This window comes from Pseudomonas sp. SR18, from assembly GCF_023701505.1.
Lineage (GTDB): Bacteria > Pseudomonadota > Gammaproteobacteria > Pseudomonadales > Pseudomonadaceae > Aquipseudomonas > Aquipseudomonas cyclaminis.
This window is the reverse complement of sequence record NZ_JAMQAU010000011.1, coordinates 42,419-60,243: the sequence shown is the minus strand read 5'-3', so window position 1 is coordinate 60,243 and position 17,825 is coordinate 42,419. Positions and strand designations below refer to the sequence as shown.

Genomic DNA, 17,825 nt, shown 5'->3' with positions numbered 1-17,825 from the left:
CCGCGTCACGACGCGGGCAGGATCACCTTCATGCGCGCGTCGGCGGTGGCTGAGCTGAAAATCTCGGCATAGCGCAGGGTCGCGTTGGCATGTTCGCGCATGATGGCTTCGGCTCGCGCGCCCTGGCGGTTGACCAGCGCGTCGAAGACCGAATGGTGTTGCATATGGGCATAGTTGAAGCGCCGGTATTCGCGAACCATGTCTTCGCGGTCCACCGCCAGCGCGGTCACCGAGGCGAATGGCAGATGGTCATTGCGCGCCAGGGCGTCGGCAATGGCGGGGTTGTGGCTGCCTTCGACAATGACTTGGTGAAAACGCATGTTCAGGTCGTGATAGACCTCAAGATCGTCCTCGGTCACATAGCCTTTTTCGAACAGTTGATCGCCCTCGACCAGGCAGCGCTCCAGCGCGGCGCGTGCCTCGCTGGATAATCCCAGCTCGGCGGTTTGACGTGCAGCCAGGCCTTCGAGCACGCCGCGCACTTCAACCGCGCCGGCGATGTCGCTGGGGCTGACCGAGCGCACCTGATACCCGCGCCCGCCAAACGGCACCAGCAGCCCTTCCTGTTCAAGGGTGCGGAACGCCATGCGCACCGGCATGCGCGACACATCGAAACGTTGCGCCGTGGGGATCTCCATCAGGCGCTCGCCTGCGGCCAACTCCCCGCTGGCGATCATCTTGCGCAGTGCAACCAGCACCAATTGACCGGGCTTGCTCATCCAGGCAACTTCCAGAACTCGTGGGCCGCCATAGTACCGCAAGCGCCTGCCGCCGTCAGACGAACGCCAGCGCGGCCCGCGCGCCGTCTATCGCGCCCAGGTGCTGAGCCAGCCGCGATGGCAGGTAATCAAAAAAGAACCCTGCGCTTTGCAGTTTGGCGCCGCGCACCGGATCTCCTTCGGGCAATGCCCTGGACACCCGTGCGGCCCGCGCCCAGGCAAACGCCAGCAGCGCAACGCCACACAACTGGAGGAAGTCCGGCGCGGCGCGATAAGGGTATTCGCTGTCTTCCTGGGCTTGCTCACGGATGGCACTCACCACCGCATCCAAAGCGTCGCTCAGGCTGCCCAGTGCCAGGCAGAACGCCGCGCATTCGACATGCTCGCCGCCCAGCGCGGCCTCGGCCCGCAACTCGTCCAGCAGCAGGCCGAACGAGCGACCTTCATCCCCCAGCACCTTGCGCAGCAACAGGTCATTGGCCTGGATCTCATTGCTGCCCTCGTAGATCATCGCGATACGGCTGTCGCGCAGGGTTTGCTCAATGCCGAACTCGGCGACGTAGCCGTAACCGCCGAAAACCTGCAAGGCATTGCTGGCCTGGCGAAAACCCTGCTCGGTGAAAAACGCCTTGATGACCGGGGTCAGCAACTGCGCCAATGGGTCGGCCTGATCCAGCAGGTGCGCCGCCCAATACCCAATGGCGCGCATGCCCTCGCTGGTGGTGCGCAGCTCCAGCAACACGCGGCGCATGGCCGGGTGATAACGGATCGGGTCGGCCGCCTGGGCTGCCACTTCTTCTGGCCTGGACGGTGCGCGCATCTGCACGCGCTCAATGGCGTACTGCCGGGCGTTCTGCCACGCCGCTTCGGCATGTCCCAGGCCTTGCAGGCCCACGTGCAGGCGCGCCGAATTCATCATCACAAACATCGCCGCGAGGCCGCGGTTGGCATCACCGATCAGCCAGCCCTGCGCGCCCTCGAACACCAGGGAACAAGTGGCGCTGCCCTTGATGCCCATCTTGTGTTCAAGGCCGTCGCAACGCACGCCATTGGCCTGGCCATCGTCCAACCGCTTGGGCACCAGGAACAGTGAAATCCCGCGACTGCCCGGCGGCGCATCCGGCAGGCGCGCCAACACCAGGTGCAGGATATCGGGCGTGAAGTCATGCTCGCCGCCAGAAATAAACAGCTTGCTGCCGTTCAGGCGGTAACTGCCATCCGCCTGGGGTTCGGCGCGACAACGCAGCAAACCGACGTCGCTGCCGGCCTGGGGCTCGGTCAGGCACATGGTGGGCAAGGCCTGGCCGCTGACAATCTGCGGCAAGTAGCGCGCCTGCAACCAGGGTTCGGCGTGGGTCTTGAGGCACAGGTAGGCGCCGTGGGCGATACCGGTGTACATGGCCCAGGCGTGGTTGCTGGCATAGAGCATTTCTTGCAAGGCCGCGTCCAGCAGCTGCGGCAAGCCCTGCCCGCCTGCTGCCTCGGCGCACGCCAGCCCTGGCCAGCCACCGTCGACGTAAGCCTGATACGCCTCGGCAAACCCGTCCGGGGTGCTGACCTGGCCCGCGTGCCAGCGGCAGCCCTGACGGTCCCCGCTGCTGTTCAGCGGCGCCAGCACGCCCTGGCTGAAGCGGGCGGCCTCCTCCAGCACTTGCATGGCCAGGGGCAGGTCCAGGGTTGCCCACGCAGCGGGCGCCTGCAGCCAATGTTCGAGGACAAACTGCATATCGCGCAGGGGCGCCTCATAGCTCCACATCGGGACACCTCATCGAATTAAAGTCGTGTGTTCAAGCGCGCCAGGCGGGGTTCTCGATCAGCATCGCCATGCCCTGCCCGCCGCCTACGCACGCGGCGGCAATGCCGTAGCGCAGGTTGTGCCGGCGCAGTTGCCGGGCCAGCGTCATGACCAGACGCAGACCGCTGGCAGCCAAGGGATGCCCCAGCGCAAGTGAGCCGCCCTGGACGTTGAGCCGGGCGCTGTCCAGCTCCAGTTCCTGGGCCACCGCGAGCACTTGGGCGGCCTGGGCTTCGTTGATCTCGACGCGGCCGATTTCGTCCAGGCGCAACCCGCTGCGGTGCAGCAACAGGCGGATCGCCGGGGCCGGGCCGATGCCCATGAACGCCGGGTCCACGCCGACCACTGCGCTGGCCACCAACCGGGCCAGGGCCGGGCGCGTGCAGTCCGAGGCGCGTCCCACCAACGCTGACGCCGCGCCGTCGACCACCGCACAACTGTTGCCAGCGGTCTGCACGCCATCGGCATGCACGGCGCGCAAACGTGCGAGTGCGTCAAGGTCAGTGGGCCGTGGGTGGCTGTCCTCGGTCACCGCAGCGGCTCGATGGGCCAGGGTGAGGCGCCGGGGTTGGTAACCGTCAAGCTCGAACACCTGGTTATCGACGGGGACGATCTCTTCAGCCCAGGCCCCCTCACGCTGCGCCTGCAATGCGCGCTGATGGCTGTCACAGGCGTACCGATCAACCGTCTCGCGGCTCAGGCCATAACGGCGCGCGAGGTTATCGGCGGTGGCAATCATGTCCAGGCCGGGGGCCGGGTCGTAGAGTGCCTCCCACAGAAAATCCTTGAATTGCACCTCGCCCCCCAGGCGAAACCCGCCCCGGTGGGTGTAAGCCGCAATCGGATTGCGCGACATCGATTCCGCCGCCACGCACAAGGCCAGTTGCACCTCGTCGCGCAGTTGTTCAGCGGCCTGGCGCAGCAGCTCGAAACCGGTGGCGCAGATGCGCTGCACCCCCAGCGCCGGGACCGATTGCGCCACACCGCTGTACAACCCGATGTGCCGTGGCAGCAAGTAGGCATCGAAGCTGGCCTGGGCCATGGAACCCGCCAACACGCTGTCCACCGCCTGCGGATCGATACCGGCCCGGGCCAGCACTTCACGGCCGACCTTGATCCCCAGGTCGATGGGCGACACGTGGGACAGCGCGCCGCCGAGATCGACCCACGGCGTGCGCACCGCCTCGAAAATCGCCGCGTCGGCAAACGCCGAATACTGCCCGGCCCCGCTCAAGGCTTGGGCCCGGCGCGCAGGATCGTTGGATCTTCACCGCGATACAGCGCCTCGACCTTGGCCGCACGCCATTGCAGAACGGCACGCTGGTTGATCGAACCTTTATCGGTGATTTCCCCCCGGTCGATGGATGCCGGCTCGTCGAGCACGGCGATCCATTCCAGGCGACTGGCATTGCCGGTGGCCTCGCGATTCAGGCGCTGCAACCAGTCGCCGAACCATTGGCGCACCGGCGCGCTGGCCAGCACCTCGGCGTCGCTGGCATCAGCGCTCAAGCCCGCCAGACGGCGGCATTCGTAAGCTCGGGGGAACACCAGCGCGCCCAGGCATTCGCGGTCCGGCGCGGCAATCACCAGGTCCTGCACATAGGGCGAGCCTTCGAGCACCGCACGATTGCGCAACGGGCCGACGCTGACAAATACCCCGGACGACAGCTTGAAGTCTTCGGCAATGCGCCCGTCGAACATCAGCCCCAGTTGCGGCTGACGGGGATCGGCAAGCTTGATCGCATCACCGGAACAGTAGAAACCCTGCTCATCGAACACTTCGGCGGTTTGCTCCGGCGCCCGCCAGTAGCCCGGCATGATGTGCGGTCCGCGAAAGCGCCCTTCGAACTTGCCGTCCAGCGGCACCAAAGCCACCTCGCAGCCCGGCGCAGGCAAGCCGATGTAGCCGGCCATGGACAACGGCCCGGTGGTGAAGGTGCAGGACGGCGCGGCTTCGGTCATGCCGAGCCCGGCCATCATGCGGATGCGCTCACCGCAGTGCAGCTCGGAAACCCGGTCGAGGCGGTCCCAGATACTTTGGGACAGGCCCGCCGCGGCGAAGAAGAACAGTTTCATCCGCGCAAAGAACCGTGTGCGCAACTCGGCGTCCTGCTCCAGGGCGCTGACCAGCTCTTCCCAACCCTTGGGCACGGTCAGGTAGGCGGTGGGCGAAATTTCCTTGAGGTTGCGCAAGGTCTCGGCAAACCCCTGGGCCGTCGGCTTGCCGTCGTCGAGGTAAAACGTGCCGCCGTTGTAGAGCACGATGCCGACGTTGTGGCTGCCGCCGAACGTGTGATTCCACGGCAGCCAGTCCACCAGCACCGGCGGTTCCTCGCCGAACACCGGAAAGGTCTGCAACAGCATTTGCTGGTTGGCGCAGAGCATGCGCTGGGTGGTGATCACCGCCTTGGGCAGTTTGGTCGAGCCCGAGGTGAAGAGAAACTTGGCGATGCTGTCCGGCCCGGTAGCGTCAAACGCCGCTTGCGCCTCGGCGCCAGCCGGTGTGTTCAGCAAGCTGTCGAAGCTGACCCGAGTGCGCCCGGGCACCTCACCGCGCACCGAGATCAACGGCGTCTCGGCCGGCAATACCGCCTCGATGGCGCGCTGGTAGGCAGCCGTATCACTGACAAACACCAGCCCCGGTTGCAGCAGGCCACACACATGCCGCAGCTTGGCGAAATCCTGGGACAGCAGCGAATACGCCGGCGATACCGGGCAATACGGAATACCGGCGTACATCGCGCCCAGCGCCACCTGCAAATGCTCGATGTCGTTACCCGACAACAAGGCAAGCGGCTTGTCCGCCGACAACCCGTAACTCAGCAAACCCTGGGCAATGGAACGCACGCTGTCGAGCATCTCGCGGTAGCTGACGTGGCGCCACTCACCACCGGCCTGGCGTGCGGCGATAAACGTCTGCTCGGGCCGCCGTTGGGCCCAATGCACCAGGCGGTCGAGCAAGCGCGTGGGCAACTCGGCCAACGGCTCCAGGGAACGCATATGCAACACGCCCTGCTCTTCAGTGACCTGCACCGCTGCGTGGCCGATGGACACTTCGCGGTAGCGCGGCGCGGACGGGGGTTGCGGTCTGAATTCGGAACTCACAAGGGTGTCCTCCATCAAGGCGGATCAACGCCGCCTTGTTTTATTGTTATGTCCGGTGCCGGCTCAGATCGGGTAGTGCCGTGGTCCGTTCTGCAAGGTCACCCAGCGCAACTGCGTGAAGTGCTCGATGGACGCCTTGCCGCCAAAACTGCCATAGCCGCTGGACTTGACCCCGCCGAAGGGCATCTGCGCTTCGTCATGCACGGTCGGGCCGTTGATATGGCAAATGCCCGATTCCACCCGCTGTGCCAGGGCCAGGGCGCGGCCGGTGTCACGGCTGAAAATCGCCGCCGACAGGCCGAACTCCGAGTCGTTGGCCAGACGCAGCAACGCTTCGTCGCCGTCACCACGCAGCAGCACCGCCACCGGGCCGAAGGACTCTTCGCGGTACAAACGCATGTCTTCGGTGACGCCATCGATCAGCGTCGGTTGCAGGATGCTGCCGTCCAATTGACCGCCCGCCACTAGCCGTGCGCCCTTGCCCAGCGCATCGTCGATCAGCGCTTTGATGCGTGTACCGGCGCTGGCATCGACCAGAGAACCCAGCACCGAATCCGTCGCCGCCGGATCACCGGCGCGCAGGGTCGCCACCTTGGCCGCCAGCTTGGCGACAAAAGCGTCGGCAACCTTGGCATCGACAATCAGGCGCTCGGTGGACATGCAGATCTGTCCTTGGTTGAAGTAGGCGCCAAAGGCGGCAGCCGCGACGGCGGCGTCGAGGTCGGCGTCATCCAGCACCAGCAACGGCGCCTTGCCGCCCAGCTCCAGCAACGCCGGCTTGAGATGGCGCGCGGAGAGTTCGCCGACGATCCGCCCGACATGGGTCGAGCCGGTAAAATTGACCCGCCGCACGGCCGGGTTGGCGATCAGCCGTTCGACGATCGCCGCTGCATCCGCCGGAGCGTTGCTGATGACGTTGACCACCCCATCGCCCAGGCCGGCGTCCTGCAAGACCTGGCCGATCAGGCGGTGCACTGCCGGGCTCAGCTCCGAGGCCTTGAGCACCACGGTATTGCCGCACGCGAGCGGCATGGCAATGGCGCGGGTGGCGAGGATCACCGGGGCATTCCACGGCGCAATGCCCAGCACCACGCCGCAGGGCTGACGCAGGGCCATGGCGAAACTGCCGGGCACATCGGAAGGGATGACATCGCCGGTGATCTGGGTGGTCATCGACGCCGCTTCGCGCAGAATGTTGGCCGCCAGGCGCACGTTAAAGCCATACCAGTTGGCCATGGCGCCGGTCTCGCCGGCGGCCGCGATAAATTCGTCGCTGCGCGCCTGCAACTGCTCGGCTGCCTTGAGCAGCCGAGTGCGGCGTTCGTTGGGCGCCAGCGCGGCCCAGGCGGGGAACGCGGCCTGGGCAGCGGCCACGGCGGCGTCGGCATCTTCCAGGGTGGCGGCGGCGACCCGCGAGACCACTTCACCGGTCACCGGGTTGCGACGCTCGAAGGTTCGGCCGTCGCGTGCGGGGCACGACTGGCCGCCAATCAACAGGGGCACGTCCAGCATGGTGATTCCTCTTTATTGTCTTTATCGGGAATACGTTCAAGCAGGGTAAAACGGTGCGGCCCGCAGGCCGCGTCCTTCAGCGTTTATACGCCTGCAGGCCAGGCTTGATGCTCTTGTCGTCGAGGAATTGCTTCATGCCCTGTTCGCGACCGCCTTCGGTGTCGAGCAAGCGCGATTGGTCGAGCTTGGCGTACAGGTAATCCTCGTTCTGCTCCCAGGTCAGTTCGCGGCAGCGCTTGAAGCCATGCTTGGCGGCACGCAGCACCACCGGGTTTTTCTCCAGCAGGTTGCGCGCCAGCTCAATGGTGACTTCACGCAGTTGCGCCAGGGGTACGCTTTCGTTGACCAGGCCCATTTCAGCGGCTTTCTGCCCGCCGAAGGTCTTGCCGGTCATGATGTAGTAAAGCGACTGGCGATGGCCCACGGTGTCGGCCATGGCCTTGCTCACCAGGTTGCCCGGCGGAATGCCCCAGTTGATTTCCGAGAGGCCGAAGGTGGCTTCGTCGGCGCAGATCGCCAGGTCGCACGCCACCAGCGGGCTGAAGCCGCCGCCGAAGCACCAGCCGTTGACCATGGCGATGGTGGGCTTGGCGTACATGCGCAGCAGTTTCCATTGCCATTGCGAGGCTTCGCGGCGGATTTTTTCCTGGAGGATCTCCGGGCCGGCGTCCACTTCGCGGAAATATTCCTTGAGATCCATGCCAGCCGTCCAGGCTTCACCGGCGCCGGTCAGCACCAGCACACCAGCGGCGGGATCCTGTTCCAGGGTTTCCAGCACGTCGATCATTTCCCGGTTGAGGGTCGGGCTCATGGCGTTGCGTTTTTCCGGGCGATTGAGAATGACCCAGGCGATGCCTTCCTCGATCTCAACCTTGACGGTGGTCCAACGGCCTTCGTAATTGCTCATGGCGGTGTGCTCTTGTTCTGGGTTTGAAGATGATTCGAAATTAAACCGCAAATATAGTTATGTCAATTAACTATTAATCATCGTAACCAATATTTAACGGCAGTGAAAAAACCGGCATAGCCACAGCGCGCCAACCCCGGCAAACTAGATAGCCTTCTTAACCGCTACTTTCTGAGGATTGCACTGCCAATGGCCAAGCCTTCCAACATCGCCGCCACCAGCCAGGCCCTGCCCGACAATGACGAGGTACAGCCGCCGCTGGATTCGGCCCTGGACGATCTGATCGGTTATGCCATGCGCCGCGCCCAGCTCAAGCTGTTCCAGAACCTGATCGGCCGACTGTCCGACCACGACCTGCGCCCCGCGCAGTTCTCGGCCCTGGCGATCATCGAGCAGAACCCCGGCCTGATGCAGGCCGACCTCGCCCGCGCCCTGGCCATCGAACCGCCCCAGGTGGTGCCATTGCTGAACAAGCTGGAAAGCCGCGCCCTCGCCGTGCGCGTGCGCTGCAAACCGGACAAGCGCTCTTATGGGATCTTCCTGAGCAAACCGGGCGAAGCCCTGCTCAAGTCCCTCAAGGACATCGCCGCGCAGAGCGACCTCGACGCCACCGCAGCCCTGGACGTCGAGGAACGTGCAGAGCTGCTGCGCTTGCTCAAGAAGGTCTATCAGGACTGATCCCGCGACTTACCACAGCGCCACGGTGTAGAGCACCAGGAAGCGGGTCTGGTTCTCATCGCGAAACGCCGCGCCGCCAGGGAAGTCGTTGCGGTAGATCGACTTGCGCGCCATCAGCCCGACGTTCTTCAGCGGGCCACTCTGGATCACGTAGCCCAACTCCATCTGGAACTCGCGCTCCTTGCGGTCCTCGGCATTGAACGCCGCCAGTTCGATGTTATCGCCGCGCACATAACGCAGGCGCCCCTTCAGCCCCGGCACCCCCGAGGCCACAAAGTCATAGTCGTAGATGGCCTGCCAGGTGCGCTCCTTGGCGTTGAGAAAATCCGAACTCATGGTCAGTTCGCTCATGCCCATCAGCTCGGTGCCGGAGATGTACGGTGTGGCCGTGTCCCCGCTGGAATGCATGTAGCCCAGGCTGACGCGATGCCCACCGAAGCGGTAGCCGAACAGTGCCGAGAGGTTGCGGTTATCTACATTGCCCGCCTTGGCGCTGCCGTCCTCGCGACTGAAAAAACTGCGCAGGTCGCTGGTGAAGACGCCCTCGCCCAGCGGCAGGTTGTGCAGCAACGCCAGGGTGTCCTGTTGGTAGAGGTCCGCCACTTCGGCGTGATAGGCGCGCAGGCTGAGGTCTTTATTGACCTGATAGTCACCGCCGACGTAAGCCAGGTGTGAGGTGGTCGCTGTCGCGTTGAACCGCCGATTGGGCGAGGCGATGGTCATGGCCTGGTAATCGGTGGAGTCGCGCTTGTTGATGCGGTCGATATAGCCGGTATTGAGGGTCAGCCCGTCGATGTCCTTGGAGCTCAACGTGGCGCCACGAAAGGTCTGGGGCAGCAGGCGCGACGGGCTGGCGAAGGCGAATGGCAGGAAGATCGACACGTCGCCGGCCTTCACGGTGGTTTGGGCAAAGCGCAATTTGGCCGTGGGCGCCAGGCGCGAGTATTCATCGGCGGCGCGCTTGTCGCTGGCCGACACCGGCAACAGCTCGGTGCCGCTGCGGTCTGGCGACGAGTCGAGCTTGACCCCCATCAACCCGCGCACATCCAGGCCAAAGCCCACGGTGCCTGGGGTGTACCCGGACTCCAGGTTGAGGATGAACGCCTGGGCCCATTCGCGCGCGGCGGTCTTGGCGCCGTCGTCCTTGTAGTCACGATCCAGGTAGTAATTGCGCAGCGTCAGGGTGCCATGGCTGTCGTCGATGAACCCCGCCGCCCACAGCGGAGTGGGCAGCACACCGAGCATCAGCAGTGCACTGATCAGGCGTGGAGTGCGGTTCGACACACAGCAGGGCGCCGCGACGGCGTCCGTGGGGAGGTTTGGCATGTTCGATGTCCATTTTTTGTTGTTGTTTTTGGGGTGGTACACACTTGGCCCAACGGGCTTGGCGGACAGAGAATGGAAACAGCCGCGGCGCTTCGTCAACCGCCACTGACCGATAATCGAACGTTAATAAACCTACCTATTTTCCTATTGCCTACCCGCACTCATCCCAAACCGCTGAGTTAGACGGCTTGCTCCATGATTTCGCGCAGGGGTTCGGCGCCGTTCTTTTTATAGTTATATTTGTTATCTTAATTGCCAGCAGCCGGTCAGGCTCGCCACCACAACAAAAACAACAATGAGGTTTGCCCATGAACAGTCCATCGCGTCGTTCGACGCTGACGATCGCTTTGTGTTTTATCGTTGCGCTGATCGAGGGGTTCGATCTGCAGGCGGCCGGCACCACTGCTGCCGGGCTGCGCCACAGCTTTGCCCTGGATCCGAAAATGCTCGGCTGGGTGTTCAGCGTCGGGATCATTGGCCTGCTGCCGGGGGCATTTTTTGGCGGGTGGATCGCCGATCGCATCGGCCGCAAGAAGATCCTGGTGATCGCGGTGCTGCTGTTCGGGCTGTTCTCCTTGAGCACGGCATTTGTGCAGAGCTACTCAAGCCTGTTGCTGGTGCGCTTCCTGACCGGCCTGGGCTTGGGCGCGGCGCTGCCCAACCTGATTGCGCTGTGTGCCGAAGCGGTGAGCGAGCGCAATCGCGGCACCGCGATCAGTGTCATGTACTGCGGCGTGCCGCTGGGTGGCGCATTGGCCGCCGTGGTGGCGATGTTTTCCAGCGAGCACTGGCAGACCACGTTCATCATCGGCGGCCTTGCGCCTTTGCTGGCCGTGCCGCTGATGATCCTGCTGCTGCCCGAATCCACCGCCTTTCGCCAACAGGTCGACCACACCCAAGGCGCCCGCCCTTCCACGGGCCAGGCGCTGTTCGGCGAGGGTCGCGCCCGTACCACGTTGGCGTTATGGCTCAGTTATTTCTTTACCCTGACCGTGATGTACATGCTGCTTAACTGGCTGCCTTCGTTGTTGCTGGAGCAGGGTTTCAGCAAACCCCAGGCGGGCATGGTGCAGATGCTCTTCAACATTGGCGGCGCCCTCGGTTCACTGCTGGGCGGTGTGCTGCTGGACCGTTGCAATGCGCTCAAAGTGGTGCTGTTCGTGTACGCCGGGTTGCTCGCGGCGCTGGCCGGGGTTGGTTTGTCGGTGGGCATCGTGCCGATGGCCATCGCTGGCTTCGCCGCCGGATTGTTTGTGATGGCGGCGCAATTGGTGCTGTACGCCAGCGCCCCGCCCGCCTACCCCACGGCGGTGCGTGCCACCGGCGTGGGTGCGGCCGTGGCCATCGGCCGACTGGGCTCGGTGGCCGGGCCGCTGGCGGCCGGGCAACTGCTTGCGACAGGTGCCGGCACCGCCGGCGTGCTGCTGGCGACCTCCCCCGGCGTGGTGATCGCCGCACTGACCATCATCAGCGTGATGGTGCGTGCGGCGCCCCGGAACCTGCCTAGAACTGGTGCAACCAGTTAAGCACCAGCTTGTTGCCCTGAGTACGGTTCACCGCTTCCTGCTCAAAGTACGCATTCACCGACAGGACATTCTCCTTGTTGAATGCGTACACCAGGCCTGGGCCGATGGCCCAGACCTTTTCCCGCCGCCCACTCACCCCATGCCCGTCCACCTGGGTGTCGGTGATCTGCTTCAACCAATAGCCATTCAAGCCCACGCTCAGTTGCTGGTCGATTGCGTACTGCAGCGTCAGGTTGGCATGCAGCGCCTGCCCGGCCTGGGTGTCGGAAACATCGCCAAAGCTGGCCGACGGTTGGTCATTCTTGCCATTCCACAGGTACATGAACCGCCCGCTCGTCGACCACTTCGGGTTGAACCAGTACGTCGCCGCGTAGTACGGGTTGAAGGACCAGAAGTTGCTGCCGGGGTTGATCGAGCGCTTGCGGTCATAGGCACCGACCGGAATCGCCACATCGACTTCGACCCGCTGGGTCAGCAACGGGCTGCCATCGGCGCGGCTCAGGGTCGGCAATTGCAGGAAGGGACCGACGACCGCGTCGCCAAAGCCTGCACGGGAACTCAGCGCCGCGTTATTCAAACCATCGTCCACATCCACGTGGGCCAGGGATGTGTTGATCAAGGTGAATCCGGGCATCGCACCATTGGCCAGGGGTTGGCCGACGTAGATGATCTGCGTGGTAGGCGCCACCACTTCCACGTCCTGCCTGGGCAAGGCCAGCTTGTTGCCGTTGGCATCATTGAAGCGGCTGGCGCGCGAATACGTCAGGTATTCCTCCAGGTACCAACCGGGCCCGGCAGGCGCTGGCGAGCCATCGTAGAAACTGGTGCTGCCCAGGTTGAGTCCGGGCAGGTCATAAGCGTGTGCAGCGGATGACAGTGCAATAAACATGATGGCCGCAACCGGCCGCAAGATAGGCTTGAGCATCCTGGATGTCCTGTATTTTTGTTGTTGTTCAAGACCCCCGGCACGGTGGCTCCGCACCGGGGCATGGCGCTGAAGCGCGCTACACGTAGGCGGCCGCCAACCCGCCGTCCACCGGCAGGTTGACCCCATTGACCCAGCGCGCCGCGTCCGAACACAGGAACGTGATCACCGACGCCACCTCATCGGCCAGGGCCGGACGGGTCATGCGCTGGCTGTCCTGGGCCACCCGCTCCGGCCCGAGCATGCTGACGAAATCGCCGAGGATCGGCGTGAATACCGGCCCCGGCGCGACGCAGTTGATGCGCACCGAATGGTCGCGAAACCAACCCTGGGATTGCTGCAGGCTCCAGACAATCAGCGCCTCCTTGAAGTATTGATAACAAGTGGCCTGTTCGACCGGATTGGCCGCCAGCCACTGCTGCCCGGCCCTGAAGCTTTCGGTCGCCGCCAGCGCTTTGTGCAACGCCAACCGCTGCGGCCATTGCGCGCCGAGCACCGAGGCCACATTGACGATGCTGCCGCCCTTCGGCATGCGTGGCAGCAGCGCTTGAGTCAGATGGCGCAAGCCCAGGTAATTGACCTCGGCCACCGTTTGCACCGGCGCCGTGCCAGGCACGCCAGCAATGTTGCACAGCGCATCGACCCGCTGCGGCAGACGCGCCACCAGTGCATCGATGCTGGTGGGATCGCTCAGATCAGCATGGAAAAAGCCATCGAGCGTCAACTGTGGTTCATGGCGATCGACGCCGATCACCGTGGCGCCCTGGAAGCGCGCCAAGCGCGCGACCTCCGCACCAATGCCCGAGGCCACGCCGGTCACGATCAGGGTTTTGCGGTACAGGTTCATGTTCAAGCCCTCTTATTGTTTTGTTGTCTAGGCAGGTGTGAGCCGAGGCTCAGAAGGGATAGCGGGGCGGCGAGTTTTTTACGGTGACCCATTGCCACTGGGTGTATTCATCCCAGTCAGCCGGCCCGCCCACGCTGCCGCCATTGCCCGAGGCGCCGCGCCCACCGAAGGGGTTGACGCATTCGTCGGCCACGGTCTGGTCATTGATGTGCAGCAGGCCGCAATCAAGCCGTTCGCCCATGGCCATGGCACGCCCCACCGACGGCGAAATGATCGCGGCCGAGAGGCCGTACTCCGTGCGGTTGGCCAGTTCGATGGCCTCCTCGTCCGTGGCAAAACTGACCACCGTGGCCACCGGCCCGAACACTTCGTCCTCAAAGGCGCGCATGCCCGGCCGTACGCCACTGAGCACCGTGGGCTGGTAGAACAGCCGGTCATATTCGCCACCGGCCTCAAGCCGTGCGCCTGCCTGCAGGCTGTCGCTGACAATCTCGTGCACGCGCTGCAGTTGGCGCTGGTTGATCAATGGGCCGAGCGCGGCCTCGCCCCGGGCGGCGTTGCCCACGGTGAGTGCCCGGGCTTTGTCCACCAGCTTGCGGGTCAGGCTGGCGGCGATGGACTCATGGACCAGAATCAACCCGGTGGCCATGCAGATCTGCCCCTGGTGCAGCCACGCGCCCCACGCGGCATTGCTGGCGGCCAGGTCGAGGTCGGCGTCTTCGAGAATGATCAACGGGTTCTTGCCGCCCAGTTCCAGCGCGACTTTTTTCAGGTGCCGCCCGGCTGTCTCGGCCACTTTGCGCCCCGCCGCCGTGGAGCCGGTGAACGCGATCATGCGCACATTAGGGTCGCGGCACAGCGCCTCACCGGCCAGCGCGTCGCCGGGCAATACGTGCAGCAGGCCCTTGGGCAAGCCCGCTTCCTCGAAGAGTCGGGCGATGAGAAAACCACCGCTGACCGGCGTCTGCGGGTCGGGCTTGAGCACCACCGCATTGCCTGCCGCCAGGGCCGGCGCCACCGAGCGCAACGACAGGATCAGCGGGAAATTGAACGGCGAAATCACCCCGACTACGCCGTGGGGCTGACGCCGCGCATAGGACAAGCGCCCCGCCTCGCTGGGCAGCACCAGCCCGTGAGGTTGGGACAACAGGCCCGCCGCCTGATGCAGCAACACGATCGCCTCGCGCACTTCGTGTTCGCCCTTGAACAACGCGCCCCCGGTTTCACGCGCAACGTACAGCGCCAGCTCGGCGAAGGACTGCTGCGCCACGTCCGCCGCCTTGCGAAACACCTCGGCGCGCTCCCGCGGACCGAGGGCGGCCCAGGCTGGCTGGGCCAAGGCCGCGCTGCGACTGGCCACGGCAACATCGGCCGGGCTGGCCATGGCGCAGCGCATCAGCGGTTCGCCGGTGGCGGGTTCGATCACAGGGATCACGGCTCCCGAAGCGGGGATCCAATCGCCGTTGAACAGGCATTCGGACGCAAGGGCCCGCTGTAACAGGTGGGTGGTTTCAGACACTGACATGGCAACTCCCGGTTCTTGTAATTGTCATCGCCTGCACAAGTGCAAACGCCGCATCTGGGCTTGAGCAAAGGCTGTGCCGCTTGTGCACGGCGGCGCTGACATAAACCATCGAGGGCTCTGGGCCGGGGTTTTTCGCACATAGCTCATTCACCAGCCGCCGGTTGGCGGCAAAAACCGGGGTGCTGGCACTTGTTCAATTGATAAGGTTATGTTTAGTAACTATCTGAGCAGTTACTCATTTCGTTCAATCGCTTTGCAGGGGCATAACAATGACTAATCCCCACAGCACGCCAGCCGATGCGCCCTACCATCCACGGGGCGACAGCCGCCAACTCAGCGACAGCAGCTCGCCGACGCCTGCGGAACTGACCGACTGCCTGTTCTTCTCTCCCGAAGACGGGCGGATCTGGCTCAACGACCAACGCATGTTGCTGCTGCACAGTTCCTCGTTCGGTGCCCTGCGCAGGGAAGTCATCGAGCGCCTGGGCCTGGAGCAGGCGCGTGGCCTGTTCACCCGTACCGGCTACGCCTCCGGTGCGCGGGACGCCAGGCTGATCCGCGAGCGCTGGCCACACGCCGATGCGGCGGCCGTGTTCCGCGCCGGCACGCATCTGCATACCCTGGAGGGCATGACCAAGGTCGAGCCGCTGCACTTCAAGTTCGACGCCGACTCGGGCTTTTATGAAGGCGAGTTTCTCTGGCATCACTCCTGCGAGGCCGATGAGCACGTGGGCGCGTACGGCATCGGGCAGGACCCGGTGTGCTGGACAGAAACCGGCTATGCCATCGGTTTTGTCAGTGGCCTGTTCGGGCAACTGGTGATTTTTCGCGAAGTGGAATGCCGAGGCATGGGCCACAGCAGTTGCCGGGTGGTGGGCAAGACGGCCGAACAATGGGGTGACGTCGAGCAGGACCTGCGTTACCTCAATGTGTCCTCAGCCATCACCCACACCGCCGCCGCCCCCGCACGCCACAGCCCGGTCGACCGCATTGCCGACTCCAGCCCGTCTCAACCCATGGTGGGCGCCAGCGCGGCGTTCAACGCTGCGATGCAGGCCCTGCAACGCGTTGCGCTGACGCCCGCCACCGTGCTGATCAGCGGTGAGTCCGGCGTGGGCAAGGAAATGTTCGCACGCCAGTTGCACCAGCTCAGCCGTCGCCACGATGGCCCGTTCGTGGCGCTCAATTGCGCGGCCATCCCGGACAACCTGATCGAAGCTGAACTCTTCGGTGTGGAACGCGGTGCGTACACCGGTGCCACCCACTCTCGCCCAGGGCGTTTTGAACGGGCGCAGGGTGGCACGCTGTTTCTGGATGAAATCACCTGTCTCAGCCTGGCCGGGCAAAGCAAACTGCTGCGGGCGTTGCAGGAGCGCGAGATCGAACGGGTCGGCGGCGTGCAGGGCATCAAGGTGGATGTGCGAGTGGTAGCGGCCACCAATATCGACCTGCGCAAAGCGGTGGCTGAAGGCACGTTTCGCGAAGATCTGTTCTATCGGCTGAATGTCTACCCCATCGCCCTGCCGCCACTGCGTGAACGCCGCGATGACATCCCGCTGTTGATCAACGCATTCCTCACCCGCTTCTGCCAGGAATACGCCCGTACGCCCGTGGGCCTGACCATGCGCGCCCTGAAAGTGCTGCTGCGCTACGACTTCGCGGGCAATGTGCGCGAGCTGCAAAACCTGATCGAGCGCGGCCTGATCGCCAGCGACGAAGGCCAGGCCATTGATCTGGTACACCTGTTTCGCAATGAGCCGATGCCGGCGGACCCTTACGGCCTGGACGACCATGGCAGCCTGTCCAACACCGCGCCCTCGCAGCGCCCTGCACTGCTGGACACTCTCGGTCAGTTGGACCAGGGGTTTTCCATCGAAGGCCTTGAATCACGCCTGATCACCGAAGCGCTGCAACAGAACGCCGGCAACCTGGCGGCGGCGGCGAGGCTTGTGGGGCTTAGCCGCGCTCAATTTGCCTATCGGTTGAAGAAGCATCAGCGGCAAACCTCTTGAACGGCAATTAGTGCTTTAAAAGCTTTACCCAATTAAGTATTTTGCAGGCATATCGAGCCCCCTTTGAATCGTGACCAGGAGCACCCGTGACCGGACTGCGTGAACGTCAGAAAGCCGAGCGCCGGCAAGCCATCAGCCAGGCGGCCATCGAACTGTTTGAGCGCCAGGGCTTCCAGAACACCACCATCGAGCAGATCGCCAGCCAGGCTGGCGTGTCGGCGCCCACGGTGTTCAAGTATTTCGGCAATAAGCAGGAGATCATCCTGGAAATCCTGCACCACGCCGACCAGCGCGCAATCACCGACACTCGCAGCCTGATCCATGACTTCGAGGATCCGGTCGATGCGCTGTGCCACCTGGAACGGCTGCTGACGGGCTACGCCCTGGAAGTCATGCACCCCAGCCTCTGGCGAGAATTGCTGCCGCTGATCCTGTTCGGCGGCACCAACGCATTACCCGCCGGCTACCGCGCCATGAACGATGCGCTCAGGGCCGAGATCAGCCAACTGCTGCGCGAACTGCAACTGGCCGGCAAGCTGCGCCCGCAACTCGATGTGGAACTGGCGGCGTTCCTGTTGAACGACTATTCACATTTGCAGCTGTTCAGGCTGGTGAATCAGGAGCAACCGGACATTGACGCGCACTCGCTGCAGGTCAGGCGTATTACTGAGCTGTTGTTCTATGGCATGCAGGCTTGAATCCATGGCCGACCTGGCAGCATGGCGGATTGACTGACACCCTGGGATCGGCTGTGTCGCCGACGCAGCCTCGCTTGCGCTCGACCGCTACGCCGGTGGTTACGCCACTTGGCTGGACGTTGAAAGCGGCTTCTACTCGATGGCGTGCTCAAGTTCGGTCATCGGTGAAATCGGTACCACGGTCGGTCGTAACATCAACAACTACTCTGCGGACGGATATGCCACCTGGTTTTTAAGGGCACCATTGAAA

The 17,825-nt window shown here is 64.0% G+C and carries 14 protein-coding genes; 4 read left to right on the top strand and 10 right to left on the bottom strand.

The window, feature by feature from the left end:
• Nucleotides 1–5: 5 nt before the first annotated feature.
• The 6 genes from NDJ82_RS17130 to NDJ82_RS17105 all read right to left on the bottom strand — a co-directional run bounded on the left by NDJ82_RS17130 (nucleotide 6) and on the right by NDJ82_RS17105 (nucleotide 8,038).
• A complete protein-coding gene (locus tag NDJ82_RS17130) occupies nucleotides 6–719 on the bottom strand; it encodes a GntR family transcriptional regulator (RefSeq protein WP_112194593.1) in 714 nt (237 codons plus the stop codon).
• Nucleotides 720–774: 55 nt separating this feature from the next.
• Nucleotides 775–2,475 (bottom strand): acyl-CoA dehydrogenase, encoded by a 1,701-nt coding sequence (locus tag NDJ82_RS17125; RefSeq protein ID WP_250925925.1) that lies wholly within the window; start codon nucleotides 2,473–2,475, stop codon nucleotides 775–777.
• A gap of 31 nt (nucleotides 2,476–2,506) precedes the next feature.
• Nucleotides 2,507–3,748: a thiolase family protein gene (locus tag NDJ82_RS17120; protein WP_250925924.1), complete on the bottom strand. Its 1,242-nt coding sequence runs from the start codon at nucleotides 3,746–3,748 to the stop codon at nucleotides 2,507–2,509.
• Nucleotides 3,745–5,619 carry a feruloyl-CoA synthase gene (locus NDJ82_RS17115; protein WP_250925923.1) on the bottom strand — a complete coding sequence of 625 codons (1,875 nt, stop codon included), beginning with the start codon at nucleotides 5,617–5,619 and terminating at the stop codon, nucleotides 3,745–3,747. The genes NDJ82_RS17120 and NDJ82_RS17115 overlap by 4 nt, the downstream gene beginning before the upstream one ends.
• A gap of 63 nt (nucleotides 5,620–5,682) precedes the next feature.
• Nucleotides 5,683–7,131, bottom strand: coding sequence for an aldehyde dehydrogenase (locus tag NDJ82_RS17110; RefSeq protein ID WP_099585052.1), 1,449 nt, complete (start codon nucleotides 7,129–7,131; stop codon nucleotides 5,683–5,685).
• Between the two features lie 76 nt (nucleotides 7,132–7,207).
• Entirely contained in the window at nucleotides 7,208–8,038 is an 831-nt protein-coding gene (locus NDJ82_RS17105; RefSeq protein ID WP_010567568.1) for a p-hydroxycinnamoyl CoA hydratase/lyase, read from the bottom strand.
• A gap of 189 nt (nucleotides 8,039–8,227) precedes the next feature.
• On the opposite strand from NDJ82_RS17105, the gene NDJ82_RS17100 reads away from it, so the two are divergent.
• Nucleotides 8,228–8,716, top strand: coding sequence for a MarR family winged helix-turn-helix transcriptional regulator (locus NDJ82_RS17100; RefSeq protein WP_099585053.1), 489 nt, complete (start codon nucleotides 8,228–8,230; stop codon nucleotides 8,714–8,716).
• 9 nt (nucleotides 8,717–8,725) lie between these two features.
• Here NDJ82_RS17100 and NDJ82_RS17095 read toward each other — a convergent pair whose 3' ends face one another.
• Nucleotides 8,726–10,042 (bottom strand): OprD family porin, encoded by a 1,317-nt coding sequence (locus NDJ82_RS17095; RefSeq protein WP_250925922.1) that lies wholly within the window; start codon nucleotides 10,040–10,042, stop codon nucleotides 8,726–8,728.
• 308 nt (nucleotides 10,043–10,350) lie between these two features.
• On the opposite strand from NDJ82_RS17095, the gene mhpT reads away from it, so the two are divergent.
• Nucleotides 10,351–11,568, top strand: coding sequence for a 3-(3-hydroxy-phenyl)propionate transporter MhpT (gene mhpT / locus NDJ82_RS17090; protein ID WP_250925921.1), 1,218 nt, complete (start codon nucleotides 10,351–10,353; stop codon nucleotides 11,566–11,568).
• Here mhpT and NDJ82_RS17085 read toward each other — a convergent pair.
• The 3 genes from NDJ82_RS17085 to NDJ82_RS17075 form a co-directional block, all read right to left on the bottom strand.
• Nucleotides 11,546–12,493, bottom strand: a complete 948-nt coding sequence (locus NDJ82_RS17085) for a SphA family protein (RefSeq protein ID WP_250925920.1) — start codon at nucleotides 12,491–12,493, stop codon at nucleotides 11,546–11,548. The genes mhpT and NDJ82_RS17085 overlap by 23 nt on opposite strands.
• Nucleotides 12,494–12,572: 79 nt before the next feature.
• A complete protein-coding gene (locus NDJ82_RS17080; protein ID WP_250925919.1) occupies nucleotides 12,573–13,340 on the bottom strand; it encodes a coniferyl-alcohol dehydrogenase in 768 nt (255 codons plus the stop codon).
• A 49-nt stretch (nucleotides 13,341–13,389) separates the two neighbouring features.
• The gene (locus NDJ82_RS17075) at nucleotides 13,390–14,865 is read right to left on the bottom strand and encodes a benzaldehyde dehydrogenase (RefSeq protein ID WP_250925918.1); all 1,476 of its coding nucleotides are present in this window, start codon (nucleotides 14,863–14,865) and stop codon (nucleotides 13,390–13,392) included.
• 269 nt (nucleotides 14,866–15,134) lie between these two features.
• On the opposite strand from NDJ82_RS17075, the gene NDJ82_RS17070 reads away from it, so the two are divergent.
• Nucleotides 15,135–16,877 (top strand): sigma-54-dependent Fis family transcriptional regulator, encoded by a 1,743-nt coding sequence (locus NDJ82_RS17070; protein ID WP_112194574.1) that lies wholly within the window; start codon nucleotides 15,135–15,137, stop codon nucleotides 16,875–16,877.
• An 86-nt stretch (nucleotides 16,878–16,963) separates the two neighbouring features.
• A complete protein-coding gene (locus NDJ82_RS17065; RefSeq protein WP_099585060.1) occupies nucleotides 16,964–17,575 on the top strand; it encodes a TetR/AcrR family transcriptional regulator in 612 nt (203 codons plus the stop codon).
• Nucleotides 17,576–17,825 lie beyond the last annotated feature (250 nt).

Coding starts and splice junctions, on each gene's coding strand:
- NDJ82_RS17095 (WP_250925922.1), bottom strand. CDS start 10,042: ATGCCAAACCTCCCCACGGACGCCGTCGCGGCGCCCTGCTGTGTGTCG.
- NDJ82_RS17100 (WP_099585053.1), top strand. CDS start 8,228: ATGGCCAAGCCTTCCAACATCGCCGCCACCAGCCAGGCCCTGCCCGAC.
- NDJ82_RS17105 (WP_010567568.1), bottom strand. CDS start 8,038: ATGAGCAATTACGAAGGCCGTTGGACCACCGTCAAGGTTGAGATCGAG.
- mhpT (WP_250925921.1), top strand. CDS start 10,351: ATGAACAGTCCATCGCGTCGTTCGACGCTGACGATCGCTTTGTGTTTT.
- NDJ82_RS17070 (WP_112194574.1), top strand. CDS start 15,135: ATGACTAATCCCCACAGCACGCCAGCCGATGCGCCCTACCATCCACGG.
- NDJ82_RS17080 (WP_250925919.1), bottom strand. CDS start 13,340: ATGAACCTGTACCGCAAAACCCTGATCGTGACCGGCGTGGCCTCGGGC.
- NDJ82_RS17075 (WP_250925918.1), bottom strand. CDS start 14,865: ATGTCAGTGTCTGAAACCACCCACCTGTTACAGCGGGCCCTTGCGTCC.
- NDJ82_RS17085 (WP_250925920.1), bottom strand. CDS start 12,493: ATGCTCAAGCCTATCTTGCGGCCGGTTGCGGCCATCATGTTTATTGCA.
- NDJ82_RS17130 (WP_112194593.1), bottom strand. CDS start 719: ATGAGCAAGCCCGGTCAATTGGTGCTGGTTGCACTGCGCAAGATGATC.
- NDJ82_RS17110 (WP_099585052.1), bottom strand. CDS start 7,131: ATGCTGGACGTGCCCCTGTTGATTGGCGGCCAGTCGTGCCCCGCACGC.
- NDJ82_RS17125 (WP_250925925.1), bottom strand. CDS start 2,475: ATGTGGAGCTATGAGGCGCCCCTGCGCGATATGCAGTTTGTCCTCGAA.